Below are 16,287 nucleotides of genomic sequence, written 5' to 3' on the forward strand. Positions count from 1 at the left end.
CGGCTCCGAACGCTCGGTGGAGGAGCTGACGGCGATCGCCGCCGCCGCCGCGCGCCCGGTGCGCCAGCGGAGCACGACCTACCGCGATCCCGTCGTCAGGCTGACCCCCGCCGGCCCGAGCCTGCTGCCGCTCACCTCGGCCTGACGGCCGGACGAGCACCGATCGTTCAGCGGAAGGGCCGGATTCCGACCCTCCCGCTCCACGACGGTCGATCACGCTGCAACGCGGCGTTGCCGGGGCCGTTCCGGCGCGTAGCCTGACGGCCATGGGTGTGCTGGGTGAGCTGTTCCCGGGTCCGAAGATCTCTGACGAGGCGGGCGAGTCCGGCGACGGCGAGCTGTTCCGGCTGGGCCCGATCGACCTCGACCACGGCGTGGTCCACGTCGTCCGGGCCGGTGGCGCGGAGGACGTCGGCACGGCGATCGAGGGTGTGCCCGCGGACGCGCCCACCGACGGCGGCGACGCCGACTAGGAACATCACAACCAGGGCACCACGACGAGGACGGGGCGCGCCCGGCCGGACCGCCTTACGCCGGGTCGTTCCGGACACGGCCTCCTCCCGCCGGCCTCCTCCAGCCCGATCGCCGCGGGCTAGGAGTTGGGCTAGGAGGCCTCGGGCTCGGCGCGCGGTGCCTCGGCGGCCTCCTGGGTGCGGTCGGGCTCCGGCGCACTGCCGGGCCGCGGCGCCGAGTGATCGGCGATCCGCACGGCGTTGCGACCGGCGTCCTTGGCCCGGTAGAGCGCGCGGTCGGCGATGGCCATGGCCTGCTCGACCGTCGTGCTGGGCGCTGCGGGCACCATCGTCCCGCCGACCGAGATGCTGAGGTTGCGGATCGAGAGCGGCCCGTCGGGCGTCTCGACCGGCACGACCAGGGTGGTGACCCGCTGCCGGATGCGCTCCGCGACGGCGCGCAGCTCGGCCGTCGCCCGGCCCGCCGGCAGGCCGGGGAGCAGCACCACGAACTCCTCGCCGCCGAAGCGGCCCACCAGGTCGTCCCCCCGGACCTCCGCGCGCACCGCGTCGGCCACCGCGGCCAGCACCCGGTCGCCCGCGAGGTGGCCGTGGGTGTCGTTGACCTTCTTGAAGTGGTCGAGGTCGAGCACCAGCATCGCCAGGCTCGTGCGCTCCCGCCGGGCGCGGACCATCGCCTCGCCGGCGCGCGCGTTCCAGGCCGCCGCCGTGAGCAGACCCGTCTTGCCGTCCGTGGTCGCGGCGTCCGCCAGCTCGCGGAACATGACCGCCCGCTGCAGGACGAGGATCGGCACGAAGGCGAACAGCACGAACCACCAGGACACGGTCAGCGTGAGCGCCAGCATGGCGCCCAGGCAGAGCGTGGCGACCTCGACCGCGATGTCGTCCGGGTGGCCGAACAGGTCCGCGGGCTTCGCGTCCGGGTTACTCGTGGCCACCGCGAGTGCGATGAGCAGCGAGTTCACCGCGGCGTACACGAGCGTGGCGCAGGCGAGCGCCGCCAGCCCGGCGAGGCCGGTCGACCAGGCCTCCGAGCCGCCGGTGCGCTCGACGACCTCGCGCGCGGCCACCGCGGCGAGCAGCACCGTGGACGTGGTGAAGGTGTGCCGGAACAGCGGGAACCGCGCCGGCTTCCACACCCTGAACCACAGGTACGTGTAGATCACCGCGATCGTGGCCGTGGCGAGCGCGGCCGGCAGGAGCAGCGCCGCGGCGAAGGTCCAGATCGTGGAGAGGTCGGTGTACGACTTCTCGCCGACCCGGCGGCGGGCGCGCTCGACGCCGGTGGCCACCTCGGTGTGCACGATGCCCGCCGCCGCCAGCACCGACGCGAGGACGGCCGTACCGACGGTGGGCCGAAGGGCGGCCCAGGATGCCCCGACGAGAACCAGCGCGGACGTCTCCACCACGGCGAGCATCGCGATCACCCGGCTGGGCTGAGCCCACACGGCCCAACGGGTGATCCCGCACCTCCGTCGAGGTGACTGCGCCACGAGAGTGTCTCCTGTCCAGCCAAACTGGTGGTGTCGGACCCTGAGCGTAGCCAAACGATCACTCGATCCGGATGCCCCGAAACGGTACCGAATCGTGTGTCGCAACTACTCTGGGTGACACACGCTGCGGGCTCACCGTGCCCGGGCCGAGCGGTGGCGCGCCGCGACGGGGCGTACCCGCCCTCGCCGGCGGTCGTTGCCCGCAGTGTCGGAGCGCACCGGCCGCCGTGGCCCGGATCGTCGGTGACCGGTTGATCGCGGGAGCCGCCGCGGTCGTTACCGCCGGTCGGTGCGCGGGGAGGAGGGCACCGTGTGCGACCCCGCGAGTCCACGAGGCCGCCGCGAGCCGACGATCCGACCGCCCGGCGGCGCCGCGGTGAACCGTCTCCTCCCGCGCCCCGTGATCCGGGGAGGAGCCCGCCCCACGGCCGCGCACGGTGGGAGCCTGCGGTCGGCCGGCCCTTCCCGCAACTCGAGGAGCTGTGATGCGCAACCACGCTTGGTGAGCGAGATCACACGAAACGTGCACGGCTCGGTCCGACGACGAGCCCAGGGAGCCCGAGATGCGCAACCGCGCCTGGTGAGCCGCCCGTCCCGCCCGACCGACCCCGAGGAGTGCGTGATGCGTAATCGCGCCTGGTGAGAGCGGCAGCCGTGAGCAGAACCGACAGCTGAGGAGGAGGCCCGGCATGCGTAATCGCGCCTGGTGAGACCGGTAGCCCGAGCGAGATCCGAGGACAGGGCAGGAGGCCCGGCATGCGTAATCGCGCCTGGTGAGAGCGGTAGCCCGAGCGAGGTCCGACGACTGAGGAGGAGGCCTGGAATGCGTAATCGCGCCTGGTGAGAGCGGTAGCCCGAGCGAGGTCCGACGACTGAGGAGGAGGCCTGGAATGCGTAATCGCGCCTGGTGAGAGCGGTAGCCCGAGTGAGGTCCGACGACTGAGCAGGAGGCCTGAGATGCGTAATCGCGCCTGGTGAGACAGCACTTCCGACGAGACCCGACCAGTGAGGAGGAGGCCTGAGATGCGTAATCGCGCCTGGTGAGAGCGGTAGCCCGAGCGAGATCCGACGACTGAGCAGGAGGCCTGGAATGCGTAATCGCGCCTGGTGAGAGCGGTAGCCCGAGCGAGATCCGACGACTGAGCAGGAGGCCTGAGATGCGTAACCGCGCCTGGTGAGACAGCACTCCCGACGAGACCCGACCAGTGAGGAGGAGGCCTGAGATGCGTAACCGCGCCTGGTGAGACAGCACTTCCGACGAGACCCGACCAGTGAGGAGGAGGCCCGGCATGCGTAACCGCGCCTGGTGAGACCGGTAGCCCGAGCGAGATCCGAGGACAGAGCAGGAGGCCTGAGATGCGTAACCGCGCCTGGTGAGACCGGTAGCCCGAGCGAGATCCGAGGACAGAGCAGGAGGCCTGAGATGCGTAACCGCGCCTGGTGAGACAGCACTTCCGACGAGACCCGACCAGTGAGGAGGAGGCCCGGCATGCGTAATCGCGCCTGGTGAGACCGGTAGCCCGAGCGAGATCCGACGACTGAGCAGGAGGCCTGGAATGCGTAATCGCGCCTGGTGAGACAGCACTCCCGACGAGACCCGACCAGTGAGGAGGAGGCCTGAGATGCGTAACCGCGCCTGGTGAGACAGCACTCCCGACGAGACCCGACCAGTGAGGAGGAGGCCTGAGATGCGTAACCGCGCCTGGTGAGACAGCACTTCCGACGAGACCCGACCAGTGAGGAGGAGGCCCGGCATGCGTAACCGCGCCTGGTGAGACCGGTAGCCCGAGCGAGATCCGAGGACAGAGCAGGAGGCCTGAGATGCGTAACCGCGCCTGGTGAGACCGGTAGCCCGAGCGAGATCCGAGGACAGAGCAGGAGGCCTGAGATGCGTAACCGCGCCTGGTGAGACAGCACTTCCGACGAGACCCGACCAGTGAGGAGGAGGCCCGGCATGCGTAATCGCGCCTGGTGAGACCGGTAGCCCGAGCGAGATCCGACGACTGAGCAGGAGGCCTGAGATGCGTAACCGCGCCTGGTGAGACAGCACTCCCGACGAGACCCGACCAGTGAGGAGGAGGCCCGGAATGCGTAACCGCGCCTGGTGAGACCGGCAGCCCGAGCGAGATCCGACGACAGAGGAGGAGGCCCGGAATGCGCAATCGCGCCTGGTGAGACCGACGGCCGACATCACCTCCGATCCGAGAGGACGCCGCAGATGCGCAACCGCGCCTGGTGACCAGCCCACCGACCCACACGTTCGTCCGCCGTCCTGCACGGCCCTCCTGTCGAGACCCTCGAAGCCCGCCGACCCGCGCCACCCGCTCCCGATTCCGGGAGGCGCTCCGGGGCCGGCTCACCGCACCCGTCAGCGTGGCGAGGGGTGCGCGGTCCGACGTCGTGCAGCACCCTGGGGCGACCGTCCACCGCCGACAGACGACCGCCCACCGAGCAATGCGCCGGGACTCTCCGGCTCTGACCGCCTACTCTCGGTATCGATCGACGGGCCCGGGGCACCGGGCCGTACGGGCGGCAGCCACCTCGGGGGGATCGTGCGTCGCAGAGCCACGCGACCGAGCGTGTTCCGCAGTGCGGAGTTTCGCGCCCTGTGGGCCGCGGAGCTCGTGTCGATCTGCGGGGACCAGCTCGCGCGCGTCGCATTCTCCGTCCTGGTCTACGGCCGGACGGGCTCGGCGGCCTGGGCCGCCGCCGTCTACGCGCTGACCTTCCTGCCCGCCCTGCTCGGCGGGGTGTTGCTGGGCTGGGTGGCCGACCGGTTCCGCCGCCGCGAGGTCATGGTGCTGGCCGACCTCGCCCGCGCGCTGCTCGTCGTGCCCCTCGCGATCCCCGGGATCCCGCTCGCGCTCCTCTGCCCGCTGCTGGTGCTGGTGGTGGTGCTCGCCTCGCCGCACACCTCGGCCCAGGGCGCCCTGCTGCCCGACGTCCTCGACTCGGAGGAGCTGCTCGAGCGCGGGTTCGCCGTCCGACAGATCACGAACCAGACCGCGCAGATCGTGGGGTTCGCCGTCGGGGGCGCGCTCCTGGTGGTGATCAGTCCGAGCGTCGCCATCCTGCTGAACTCCGGGACGTTCCTGTTCTCGGCGCTGCTCGTGCGGTTCGGCGTCCGCAGGCGGGCAGCACCGACGGCGGTGCCCGACGGCACCGCCCCCGCCGCGCTGTCCTGGCTCGCCGACATCCGCGATGGCGCGCGCACGGTCTTCGCCCGCCCGCGACTGCGCACGCTGGCCCTCGTGGTGTGGCTGGTGGGCGGCTACGTCGCGCCCGAGGCTCTCGCCGTCCCCCTGGCCGACGAGCTCGGTGCCGGACCCTGGGCCGTCGGGCTGCTGATGGCGGCCGACCCGGCGGGCAGCGTGCTCGGGGCGCTCGTGATCAGCCGGTGGGTGCCCGAACGGCTGCGCGAGCGCGCGATCCTGCCGTGCACGGCCCTCGCCGGGCTGCCGCTCGTGGCGTCGATGGTCGTCCCCGACGTCGCGGCGGTCGTGGTGCTCTGGGCGGTCACGGGAGCGCTGTGCACCGCGGCGCTGGTCCCCGCTCAGGCCGTGTTCGTCCGCACCACGCCGGACGAGGTGCGCGGACGGGCGACGGGGCTCGCGGCCTCGGGTCTGATCGCGGCGCAGGGGCTGGCGATCCTGCTCTGCGGGCTGGCGGCGGAGCGGTGGGGCGCACCGCCGGCCGTGGGCATGTGCGGTGCGGCGGGGATGCTGCTCGCCACCGCGCTGATGCTCACCCGCGGGGCCCGTGCCGAGGGCCGGCCGCACCGCGTGCGCGCGGGGCAGGAGGGATGACGCCCTGGGGTGCGGGCCGCAAGGACCCGCACCCCATTCGGTCGTTCACCAAGAGCGGTTGCGCTGCACGGTGATCTCCCCTGGGCGTGTGCACGAGCGCCTCCCATTGTCGGCCTCGCCGGGGTCCACCTGCGGGTGAAAAGAGGTGACCGGGTCGTCGCTCAGCGTGTGACATCGCGCGTCGCGTTCGTCCGACGGGGTCGGTTGCACCTGTCACCGGATCGTGCAGCGGGGCGACCGCGCGCCCCCACGGCGGTCACCCCGCCTCACTCGACCCCCCTGGTCGTCGGCCCCGCCGGGCGGGTTCCGCGCTTCGATCGGCAGAGCCAGCACGACGCTACGATCGGCCCCACCCCGCGGTCAAGGGAGATGCCGTCATCGAGTCGACACCCACCCGCGAACCGGCGGCGAGCGGTACGGCCGCGCCGGCCGTCCTGGTGACCCGCGACCCCTCCGGGACCGGGCCCGGGCCGACGCCGCTCGACCTCGCGACCGCGCTCCTGGCCGACACATGGACGCTCCTGATCCTGCAGCGGGCACTGCTCGGCGTGCGCCGCTACGGCCGGTGGAAGCGCACGCTCGGCATCTCGGACGCCTCGCTGTCCAGCCGGCTCCGCGCGCTGACCGGGGCCGGGCTGCTCGAGACCCGGCCCTACCGCGAGGGCGGGCGGTCGCGGCAGGAGTACGGGCTCACGGCCGCGGGCCGCGACACCTGGGGGCTCCTCACCGCGATCTGGCTGTGGGAGCGGGCCTGGGTGCCCCGCGAGGTGCCGCTGCCCGACCCCGTCCACACCGGCTGCGGCGCGGTCACCGACCTGCTCGTGACCTGCGTGCACTGCGACCGGGCGGTCGGGCTCGACGACCTGGACCTCGACCCGGGCGCCCGCGTCCCGATCGTCGGGCCGCCCGGTGCGCGGCTGCACCCCCGCCGGACCCGCGCCCACCTGCCGGCGGACCCGCTCTCCGCCTTCCCCGGCGCGATGGAGATCGTCGGCGACCGCTGGGGCGCCGCGGTGCTCTCCGCCTCGCTCGTCGGGGTCCGGACCTTCTCCGGTTTCGAACGCGCCCTCGGCGTCTCGCCCGACGTCCTGACCGACCGGCTGCGCCGGTTCCGCGCGCTCGGCGTCCTCGACCGGGCCGCGGACGGCTACCACCCGACCGCGCGCGGCCGCGCCACCTTCCCGATCCTGACCTGCCTCGCCGACTGGGGCCGGCGGTGGCTGGCGGCCGAGGGCGGGCCCGCGGCGTACGAGGGCGTGCACCGGGCGTGCGGGCTCCCGTTCCGGCCGCGCCTGCGCTGCCGGGAGTGCCGGGAGGAGCTGGTCTTCGGCACGGTGCTGCCCGCAGGACTCCCGACCGGTGGCGAGCGGAACCGGGTCGACGGCGATTGAGAGACTGGTGCCATGACCGGGACCGACACGACCGCGCGACGTCCCCGGGTGCTCTCCGGGATCCAGCCGACCGCCGACTCCTTCCACCTCGGGAACTACCTCGGCGCCGTGCGGCAGTGGGTCGCCCTGCAGGAGGACCACGACGCGTTCTACTTCATCCCGGACCTGCACGCCATCACGGTCGACCACGACCCGGCGACGCTGGCCGCGCGTACCCGCAACGCCGCCGCGCAGCTGCTCGCGCTCGGCCTCGACCCGGAGCGCTGCACGATCTTCGTGCAGTCCCACCTGCCCCAGCACTCCCAGCTGACGTGGGTCCTCGACTGCTACACCGGGTTCGGCGAGGCCTCCCGGATGACGCAGTTCAAGGACAAGGCCGCGAAGCAGGGCGCCGACCGCGCCACCGTCGGGCTGTTCAGCTACCCGGTCCTGATGGCCGCGGACATCCTGCTCTACCAGGCCGACCGCGTCCCGGTGGGCGAGGACCAGCGCCAGCACCTGGAGCTGACCCGCAACCTCGCGCAGCGCTTCAACCAGCGCTTCGGCGAGACGTTCACGGTGCCCGAGCCGTTCATCCCGGCGGGCGCGGCGAAGATCCAGGACCTGCAGGACCCGACGGTCAAGATGAGCAAGTCGGCGTCCACGCCCGGCGGGATCGTCGAGCTGCTCGACGACCCGAAGCGGATCGCCAAGAAGATCCGCTCGGCCGTCACGGACAACGAGCGGGAGATCCGCTACGACCCGGAGGCGAAGCCGGGCATCGCGAACCTGCTGACCATCTACTCCGCGCTCACCGACCGCAAGATCGCCGAGATCGAGGCCGAGTACGCGGGCAGGGGATACGGCGACCTCAAGAAGGACCTCGCCGAGGTCGTCGCGGACTTCGTTGCCCCGCTGCGGGAACGGGTACAGCAGTACCTGGGGGACCCGGCCGAGCTCGATCGGGTGCTCGCCCGCGGGGCCACCCGGGCGGGTGAGGTCGCCGGCGCGACGCTGGCGGCCGTTCACGAGAGGATCGGGTTCCTGCCGCCGACGAGCTGATGGGGTGAGGGGCGTGGCCGGGCCGACGGACGAGAAGGACCCTCGGAGGAACGACGCAGCGACGAACGGCGCGGCGACGAACGGCGACACGAAGGACGGCTCCGCGAGGAACGGGGCCGCGAAGGACGGGGCCGCGAGGAACGGGGCCGCGAAGGACGGGGCCGCGAAGGACGGGGCCGCGAAGAACGGGGGCGGGAAGAGCGGCGCCGCGACGGACGCGCGGGGCGACGAGAGCCCGGGCGCGATCGAGAAGGCCCGGCAGCGCATGCCCTGGCTCGACCACGTGATGCGGGCGGGCGCGCGCTACACCGACCGGCACGGCGACCACTACGCCGCGGCCATCACCTACTTCAGCGTGCTGGCGCTGGTGCCGATCCTGATGGTCGCCTTCGCGATCTCCGGTTTCGTGCTGCAGAGCCAGCCGCAGCTGCTCGAGCAGATCCAGGCCGGGATCGCCGAGCAGGTGCCGGGCCAGCTCGGTGACACGATCAACCAGGTCATCGACCAGGCGATCAGCTCCGCGGGCGCGGTCGGGATCATCGGTCTCGTCGTCGCGCTCTACTCCGGTATCGGCTGGATGGGCAATCTGCGCGAGGCGTTGTCCGAGCAGTGGGCACAGCCGCCGGAGGCACCCAACGTCGTGAAGAAGACCCTGCTGGACCTGGTCGCGCTGGTCGGCCTCGGCCTGGCGCTGGTGCTGTCGTTCGCGGTGTCGGCGGCGGGCAGCGCCTTCGGCGCGCTGCTGCTCGACCTCGTCGGCCTCGGGGACCAGGGCTGGGCGCGGTTCCTGCTCGGGCTGTTCACCGTGATCCTGGGACTCGCGGCGAACTGGGTGGTCTTCCTGTGGGTCATCGCGCGGCTGCCGCGCGCACCCGTGGCCGTGTCGAGTGCGGTCCGGGCCGCGGTGATCGGCGCGGTCGGCTTCGAGGTCCTCAAGCAGGTCATGACGATCTACCTGTCGTCGGTCACCCAGTCGCCGGCGGGCGTGGCGTTCGGTCCGATCATCGGTCTGCTGGTGTTCGCCTTCTTCACCTCCCGGTTCATCCTCTTCGTCACCGCCTGGGCGGCCACGGCGACGGAGAACGAGCAGGAGGAGCCGGTCGACGTGCCGGCGCCCGCGGTCATCCGGCCCGAGGTCGTCGTCCGCTCCGGGCCCAGCCCCGCCGCCGCGGCGGGCCTGCTGGGCGCCGGCGCGGTCACGGCCGTCGGCGGGTTGCTCGGGTTGCGCGCCCTGCGCCCGCGTCGCTGAGTCCGGCGTTGCCGGTGGCCCCTCAGCGTCGGCGCCGCATGAGCAGGACCGTCCCCGCGCCCCCGATCAGCACCAGTGCGGCCGTGGCCGCGACGGCCCAGGGCCGGTCCGGGCGGGCGGCCGGTGGGGGTGTGGCCGCCGCCGGCGACGGGACCGGTCCCGGCAGGGGGGTCGGGTCGACCGGCCGGGACTCGACGAGGCCGCCGACCGACGCACTCGCCGGTAGCGCGAAGCCGTAGTCGAGCAGTGCGCCCGCCTGCGCGACCGTCCGCGTCGGATGCTGCTCCGCGCGGACCAGCGCGACCACCAGCCGCCGCCCGTCCCGCTCCGCGGCGCCGAGGAAGGTGTGCCGGGCCGCGTCGGTGAAGCCCGTCTTGCCCGCGAAGGCGCCCGGGTAGGTGTGCAGCAGCGGGTCGTCGTTCGACAGGGCGAAACCGGGATGGTCGGCGAAGCCGGGGAAGGGCACGGTCGGCGTCGCGAGCGTCTCCCGCACCAGCGGGTCGCGCAGCGCGACGCGGAACAGCAGCGCGAGGTCGTACGCCGAGCTGGACATGCCGGGACCGTCGAGGCCCGACGGCGTGGCGGGGCGGGTGTCGAGCGCACCGAGCTGTTCGGCCTGGGCCTGCATCGCGCGGAGGGTCGTCGGGACCCCGCCCATCGTGCGGGCCAGCGCCATGGCGGCGTCGTTGCCCGAGTTCAGCAGCAGCCCGGCAAGGAGCTGCCGCACGCTGTAGTGCCCGCCGGGCCCGATGCCCGCGCGGCTGCCGTCGACCTGCACGTCCTCCTGGGTGGCGACGACCTCGGTGTCCGGGTCCAGCCGGTCCCGCACGACCAGAGTGGTGAGGATCTTCAACGTCGACGCGGGACGGTGCCGGCCGTGCGGGTCGTGCGCGGCGAGGACGGCACCGGAGTCCAGGTCGGCGACCACCCACCCCGCGGCGCCGACGGCGGGTGGCGGGCCGGCGCCGTCGGGCAGGACGTCGCCGCAGGCGCCGAGCCGCGGCCCGCCCACGGGCCGCTGCGGGACCGGGAGGGGCGCCACCGCGACCGTCTCCTCCCGGGCGGGCGGGCCCGGCGGGGCCTCGTGACCGGCGCAGACGCCGGCGGGGGCGGTCGGGTCGACGGCCGGCGGTCCCGCGGACGGCTGCGTGCGCGCCGTGGCCGAGGGCGGCGCGGGGGGCGCCGGGCCGGCGGTCGCGGACGGCGCACCGAGCGGCAGGGCGACGACCGCCGCGACCAGCGCGCCGATCCCCGTCCGTCCCCACCCGCGCACGATCGCGACCCTACGGCCGTGCCGCCCACGCGCCCATCCGCCGTTCGCGCGGCGCGTCAGTGCTCCAGCTCGGCCTTCATGCGCTCGAGGGCCGCCGCATCCCGTCGACCGTCATCCCCTCGTCCGGGGTCGCATCCACGACGACGCTCGTCTCGTCCGCGACCACATCCTGCACGGCGTCCGGCAGGATCGACCGGGTGACCGACCGGGACCAGTGGGAGCGGCTGCGGGTGGCCGCGGTCGAGGCGGCGGGGGCGGCCTACGCGCCGTACTCCGGCCTGCACGTCGGCGCGGCGGCCCTGTGCGACGACGGCCGCGTCGTGACCGGCTGCAACGTCGAGAACGCCTCGTACGGGCTGGCCCTCTGCGCGGAGTGCACGCTCGCCGGACAGCTGCGGATCACCGGCGGCGGGCGGTTCCTCGCGGTCGCGGTCCGCTCGGCCGCGGGCGACCTGCTGATGCCCTGCGGCCGCTGCCGTCAGCTGCTGTTCGAGCTGGGTGGCCCCGGCTGCGAGCTGGACACCCCGCACGGGGTCCGGACGCTGGCCGAGGTGCTGCCCGACGCGTTCACCCTGTGACCGAGGAGTCCGCGTGGATCGAGAGGACCGGACGTGACCCACTCCGCCGTCGACGTGATCGCCACCAAGCGGGACGGCCACCGCCTGACCGACGCGCAGATCGACTGGGTGGTCGCCGCCTACACCTGCGGCGAGGTCGCGGACGAGCAGATGGCCGCGCTCGCCATGGCGATCCTGCTCAACGGCATGGACGACGCCGAGACGGCCCGCTGGACCCTCGCCATGATCGAGTCCGGGGAGCGGCTCGCGCTGCCGGAGATCGGCCGCCCGCTGGTGGACAAGCACTCGACCGGCGGGGTGGGCGACAAGCTCACCCTCCCGCTCGCGCCCCTGGTCGCGGCCTGCGGCGCCGCCGTCCCGCAGCTGTCCGGACGCGGGCTCGGCCACACCGGCGGCACACTGGACAAGCTCGAGGCGATCCCGGGCTGGCGCGCGGAACTGTCCGCGGACGAGATCGCGGCGCAGCTCGCCGAGGTCGGCGTCGTGGTCTGCGCGACCACGCCCTCGCTCGCCCCGGCCGACCGCAAGCTCTACGCCCTCCGCGACGTCACGGGCACCGTCGCCTCGATCCCGCTCATCGCGAGCTCGATCATGAGCAAGAAGATCGCCGAGGGGACCGGTGGGCTGGTCCTCGACGTCAAGGTCGGCAGCGGCGCCTTCATGCGGACCCGCGACGCCGCGGAGGACCTCGCGCGGCGGATGGTCGCGATCGGTGCTGCCCACGGCGTGCCGACGCGGGCGTTGCTCACCGACATGTCGGTGCCGCTCGGGCGGACGGTCGGCAACGCCCTGGAGGTCGCCGAGGCGGTCGAGGTCCTGCGCGGCGGCGGGCCGGCGGACGTCGTCGAACTCACGTTGGCCCTCGCCCGCGCCATGCTCGGGCTCGCCGGCATCGACACCGATCCGGCCGAGGTCCTGGCCTCGGGCCGGGCGTTCGAGGTGTGGGAGCGGATGATCGTCGCGCAGGGCGGCGATCCGGCGGCACCCCTGCCCGCCGCCGCGCACGTCGAGACCCTCGACGCCGCGGCGTCCGGTGTCCTGACCAGGCTCGACGCGCTCGCGGTGGGGACCGCGGCGTGGCGGCTCGGCGCCGGCCGGGCGCGCAAGGAGCACCCGGTCCAGGCCGCGGCGGGGATCCGCCTGCTCGCCGGGATCGGCGACGAGGTGCGGGCCGGTCAGCCGGTGGCGGAGCTGCACACCGACACCCCCGGGGCGGTGGCCGGCGCCCGCGCCGCGCTCGACGGCGGCCTCGCGATCGGGGAGGAACCGGTCGACCGGGGCGCACTGCTGCTCGGCGAGGTCGGCGCCTGAGGTCGTTTCTGCAGCTCACCGGCGACTTTGCGGGGCGACGCGCCCGGGCGGGCCCGGCAGGAACGATCGACGTCCGTCGGGCACCATGGGAGGGATGCGCGAGTACCGGAGCCCCAGCACGCCGGCTGGTTCCCGGCCCGAGGACGGGCCCGGGTGCGTTCCCGCGCGCAGCGAGGACTCCGCGGCCCCCGCGGACTCCCGCGAGGGCGAGGAGCCGCGTGGCGACGGCTCGCCCGCCCCCGCCCGACCTCACGCGCAGGCCGGGCCGCACACCGGCGCCGCGCAGGCCGGGTCGCACCTCGGCGCCGCGCAGGGCCGGGCCGCCGACCCCGGAGCGCCTGCCGGCCGGTTCGCCGGGCGGCGCCCGGACGAGCCGCGTCGCGGCCCGGAACACCCGGGCGTCGACGACGCCGCGACGACGCGACCCACCGGCACCCCGTACCCGGGACCCGGCCGCCCGGCCGCCGGGCCGCCGGACGGGCGGTCCGGCTCGGGGCAGCCCGGCTCGGGGCAGCCCGGCTCGGGGCAGCCCGGCTCGGGGCAGCCCGGCTCGGGGCAGCCCGGCTCGGGGCAGCCCGGCTCCGGCGGGTCCCTGCCGGACAGGTCGAGGCCGAGCAGGTCCGGCTCGCAGCGCGGCCCCCGGCCGGCAGCGGCGCAGCCGCCGCCCGGTGCGCCCGGCTCGCGTCCCGTGGGTCCTCCGCCGGGCCCGCCCCGCACTCCCTGGCCGACCGCCCGTGAACGCGCGGCGCGGGAGGCCGCCTGGCGCGGCCGTCCGAGGCCGGGGACCCCGCCGGACCCGAACGCCCCGCGGCACGATCCCCGTCGCGCGGGGCCGCACTCCGTCGGGCCCGGCCCCCGGCGGGATCCGACCGGACCCGACCCCGATGCCACCGCCCCGGTCCACGGCGGACCCGCCGCCGACCGCCCCGTGCGCCCCGGCGCGGTGACCCGCGGGCCGCAGCGCCGGCCCGTTCCGCCGCCGTGGCAGCGCGCCCCGGGCGACACTACCGACGACCCCACCGAGCTGATGGCGCCGCTCGACCGGCCGACCGAGGTCCTTCCCCCGGTCGACGGCACCGGAGCGGTCGGGGTGGAGCACGGGCCGCCGAGGGGCCAGTCGCTCGCCCGGTCGAGCTCGCTGATGGCGGTCGCGAACCTGGCCAGCCGGGTCACCGGCTTCCTGCGCCAGATCGCGCTGGCGGCGGTGCTGTCGTTCGGCCTGGTCAACAGCTCCTACACGGTCGCGAACACGCTGCCGAACATCGTCTACGAGCTGCTCCTCGGCGGGGTGCTGACCAGCGTCATGATCCCGCTGCTGGTGCGCGCCCAGAAGGAGGACCCGGACGGGGGCGAGGCCTACACGCGTCGTCTGCTGACCACCGCCGGGCTGGCCCTGCTGGTCGCCACGGTGATCGCGATGCTCGCCGCGAAGCCGCTGGTCGCGCTGTACATGGGCAGCCAGACCACGGCGAACGCCAACCCCGAGCTGGCGACCGCACTGGCCGTCCTGCTGCTGCCCGAGATCTTCTTCTACGGCATCGGCGCCCTGTTCGGGGCGATCCTCAACAGCCGCGGACGGTTCGGCGCCTTCGCCTGGGCGCCCGTGCTGAACAACGTCGTCGTGCTCGGGGTGCTCGTCGTCTACGCCCTGGTGCCGGGCGAGATCAGCCTGGACCCGGTCCGGATGGGCGACACGAAACTGCTGGTCCTCGGGGTCGGCACGACGCTGGGCATCGCCGTGCAGGCGCTCGTGATGCTCCCGGCCGTCCGGCGCCTGGGCATCCCGCTGAAGCCGCTCTGGGGCTGGGACCGGCGGCTGTCCTCGGCCGGCGGGCTGGCCCTGTGGGTGATCGCGTACGTGCTGGTCGGCCAGGCCGGGCTGATCGTGACCACCCGCGTCGCCACCGCCTCCGACCCCGGCGCCTACGCCATCTACGCCAACGCCTGGCTGCTCCTGCAGGTGCCGTACGGCGTGCTCGGCGTCTCCCTGCTGACCGCGCTGATGCCGCGGATGAGCCGCGCGGCGGCGGAGAACCGGTTCGACGACGTCGTGTCCGACCTCTCGCTCGGCAGCCGCCTGTCCGCGGTGTTCCTGGTCCCGATCTCGGTGCTGTTGACCTTCTTCGGCACCGAGGTCGGGGTGGCGCTGTTCTCGCTGGGCGCGGGCGACGCGGGCGGCGGTGCGGCCCGGCTCGGCACCGCACTGGCCTGGTCGGCCTTCGGCCTGCTCCCGTACGCGATCACGCTGTTGCAGCTGCGCGTGTTCTACGCGATGACGGACAGCCGCACGCCCACGCTGATCATGCTGGCCATCGTGGTGGTGAAGATCCCGCTGCTGCTGCTCTGCCCGGTGCTCCTGGCGCCGGAGGACGTCGTGCTGGGCCTGGTCGCCGCCAACAGCTTCTCGTTCGTGGCCGGCGCGGTCATCGGGCAGTTCGTGATCGCCCGTCGGCTCGGGCACGTCCGCAGTCGCGAGGTCCTCTCGACCCTGTGGCGCACCCTCACGGCGTCGCTGGCCGCGGGTGCGGTGGCCTGGCTGGCCGGCCGCGGGATCGAGGCCGCGGTCGGCAGCGGATCGGCGGGCGAGGCGTGGTTGGTGCTCGCCGTGGCGCTGGTGGTCGCGGCGCCGATCCTGCTGGTCGGGATGAAGGTGCTGAAGCTCACCGAGCTCGACCCGCTCTGGCGCCGCCTGCCGGCGAGACTCCGCCCCTGACCGGCCACGATCCCGGGTTGGCCAGCGGGAAGAAGGCGAAGTCCGCGTCGGGCGGCATCGACGTCGGCGCCCCGGACACGGCCGGGGAGAACACGACCAGGACGACCGCCACGGACATCCCGCCGTACATGCTCCACAGGGCGCCGGTCGTCGTGAACCGCCTCCAGAACAGCGAGTACACCAGCGAGGGCATGGTGGCCGACGCGCCGACGGCGAACGCGAGCGCGACCGGCACCGCGACGTTCTGCCCGATCGCCACGATGCCGCCCAGGATCCCCAGCGCCCCGACGACGAGCGCCGTCCGCCGCACGACCCGCACCTCCTCGGCCGGCGTGGCGGTCCCGCGCCGGATGATCGTGGCGTACACGTCGTGGGCGAAGGACGCCGACGCGGTGATGGTCAGGCCCGCCACCACCGCGAGGATGGTCGCGAAGGCCACGCGGCGACGATGCCCAGCAGCGGGGACGGTGTAGAAACGCATCAGGATGTGCGGCAGGCTCGCCGGGCCGAGGATCGCGGCCAGCGACAGCGAGATGAAGTCGATCTTCGAGAGCTCGGTGCGGCCGTACTGCAGGCCCGGGCCGAGCACCTTGTCGCCCTGCGGGCTCGTCTCGGTCGCCTGGCCGAGGAGCGCGGAGACGTCGAAACCGTGCCGGCCCAGCGCCCAGAAGGCCAGCACGAGGCCGGTGGTCATCAGGGCGCAGGCCTTGGGGATCTGCACCCAGGTGGTGCCCTTCATGCCGCCGACCAGCACGTAGACGATCATCAGGCCGCCGACGACCGCGATCACCAGGCCCTGCCCGGCCGTGCTGGTGATCCCGAGCGTCCAACGACGAGGTCACCGGAAGGTCACGTCCGGGATGTCGACAAGGGGGACGGGGGCCCCGATCGCGTCCTGGTGTCCCCGAAGGCGCGCTCGTTCGCACGGGACGAGCGACGGGTCGCTCGCCGGGCCGGGA

Annotated in this window: 10 protein-coding genes and 1 pseudogene; 8 read left to right on the plus strand and 3 right to left on the minus strand. The window is 74.1% G+C overall.

The genetic code is table 11. The features are described 5' to 3' along the window. Window positions 1-266: 266 nt before the first annotated feature. Entirely contained in the window at window positions 267-473 is a 207-nt protein-coding gene (locus tag ACL02T_RS28890) for a hypothetical protein (RefSeq protein WP_412833956.1), read from the plus strand. Between the two features lie 131 nt (window positions 474-604). On the opposite strand, the gene ACL02T_RS28895 is transcribed toward ACL02T_RS28890, so the two are convergent. Further along, entirely contained in the window at window positions 605-1,891 is a 1,287-nt protein-coding gene (locus ACL02T_RS28895) for a sensor domain-containing diguanylate cyclase (protein WP_412834024.1), read from the minus strand. A 2,654-nt stretch (window positions 1,892-4,545) separates the two neighbouring features. On the opposite strand from ACL02T_RS28895, the gene ACL02T_RS28900 reads away from it, so the two are divergent. The 4 genes from ACL02T_RS28900 (at window position 4,546) to yhjD (ending at window position 9,453) form a co-directional block, all read left to right on the plus strand. Further along, window positions 4,546-5,772: an MFS transporter gene (locus tag ACL02T_RS28900; RefSeq protein WP_412833957.1), complete on the plus strand. Its 1,227-nt coding sequence runs from the start codon at window positions 4,546-4,548 to the stop codon at window positions 5,770-5,772. Window positions 5,773-6,209: 437 nt separating this feature from the next. Next, window positions 6,210-7,163: a winged helix-turn-helix transcriptional regulator gene (locus ACL02T_RS28905; RefSeq protein ID WP_412833958.1), complete on the plus strand. Its 954-nt coding sequence runs from the start codon at window positions 6,210-6,212 to the stop codon at window positions 7,161-7,163. Window positions 7,164-7,175: 12 nt separating this feature from the next. After that, complete coding sequence (gene trpS, locus ACL02T_RS28910) at window positions 7,176-8,204, plus strand: tryptophan--tRNA ligase (RefSeq protein WP_412833959.1); 1,029 nt, start codon at window positions 7,176-7,178, stop codon at window positions 8,202-8,204. A 265-nt stretch (window positions 8,205-8,469) separates the two neighbouring features. Beyond that, window positions 8,470-9,453 (plus strand): inner membrane protein YhjD, encoded by a 984-nt coding sequence (yhjD, locus tag ACL02T_RS28915; protein ID WP_412834025.1) that lies wholly within the window; start codon window positions 8,470-8,472, stop codon window positions 9,451-9,453. 22 nt (window positions 9,454-9,475) lie between these two features. Here the strand turns inward: yhjD and ACL02T_RS28920 are convergent, their stop codons facing one another. Beyond that, window positions 9,476-10,726, minus strand: coding sequence for a D-alanyl-D-alanine carboxypeptidase family protein (locus tag ACL02T_RS28920; RefSeq protein ID WP_412833960.1), 1,251 nt, complete (start codon window positions 10,724-10,726; stop codon window positions 9,476-9,478). Window positions 10,727-10,914: 188 nt separating this feature from the next. Here ACL02T_RS28920 and ACL02T_RS28925 point away from each other — a divergent pair, with 188 nt between their 5' ends. The 3 genes from ACL02T_RS28925 (at window position 10,915) to murJ (ending at window position 15,328) form a co-directional block, all read left to right on the plus strand. Then, on the plus strand, window positions 10,915-11,304 hold the full coding sequence (locus ACL02T_RS28925) for a cytidine deaminase (RefSeq protein WP_412834026.1): 390 nt from the start codon (window positions 10,915-10,917) through the stop codon (window positions 11,302-11,304). Window positions 11,305-11,337: 33 nt separating this feature from the next. Then, entirely contained in the window at window positions 11,338-12,615 is a 1,278-nt protein-coding gene (locus ACL02T_RS28930) for a thymidine phosphorylase (protein WP_412833961.1), read from the plus strand. Between the two features lie 94 nt (window positions 12,616-12,709). Next, the gene (gene murJ / locus ACL02T_RS28935; RefSeq protein WP_412833962.1) at window positions 12,710-15,328 is read left to right on the plus strand and encodes a murein biosynthesis integral membrane protein MurJ; all 2,619 of its coding nucleotides are present in this window, start codon (window positions 12,710-12,712) and stop codon (window positions 15,326-15,328) included. On the opposite strand, the pseudogene ACL02T_RS28940 reads toward murJ, so the two are convergent. Next, window positions 15,276-16,151, minus strand: a pseudogene (locus ACL02T_RS28940) (solute symporter family protein); the annotation flags it as partial. The gene murJ and the pseudogene ACL02T_RS28940 sit on opposite strands and share 53 nt — an antisense overlap. Window positions 16,152-16,287: the final 136 nt, after the last annotated feature.

The sequence above is a fragment of the Pseudonocardia oceanicola genome (assembly GCF_047200735.1).
GTDB lineage: Bacteria > Actinomycetota > Actinomycetes > Mycobacteriales > Pseudonocardiaceae > Pseudonocardia.

Bases quoted from the DNA above. Each gene is read 5' to 3' on its own strand.
- ACL02T_RS28890 (WP_412833956.1), top strand. From the start codon at position 267: ATGGGTGTGCTGGGTGAGCTGTTCCCGGGTCCGAAGATCTCTGACGAG.
- ACL02T_RS28895 (WP_412834024.1), bottom strand. From the start codon at position 1,891: ATGCTCGCCGTGGTGGAGACGTCCGCGCTGGTTCTCGTCGGGGCATCC.
- trpS (WP_412833959.1), top strand. From the start codon at position 7,176: ATGACCGGGACCGACACGACCGCGCGACGTCCCCGGGTGCTCTCCGGG.
- yhjD (WP_412834025.1), top strand. From the start codon at position 8,470: ATGCCCTGGCTCGACCACGTGATGCGGGCGGGCGCGCGCTACACCGAC.
- murJ (WP_412833962.1), top strand. From the start codon at position 12,710: ATGCGCGAGTACCGGAGCCCCAGCACGCCGGCTGGTTCCCGGCCCGAG.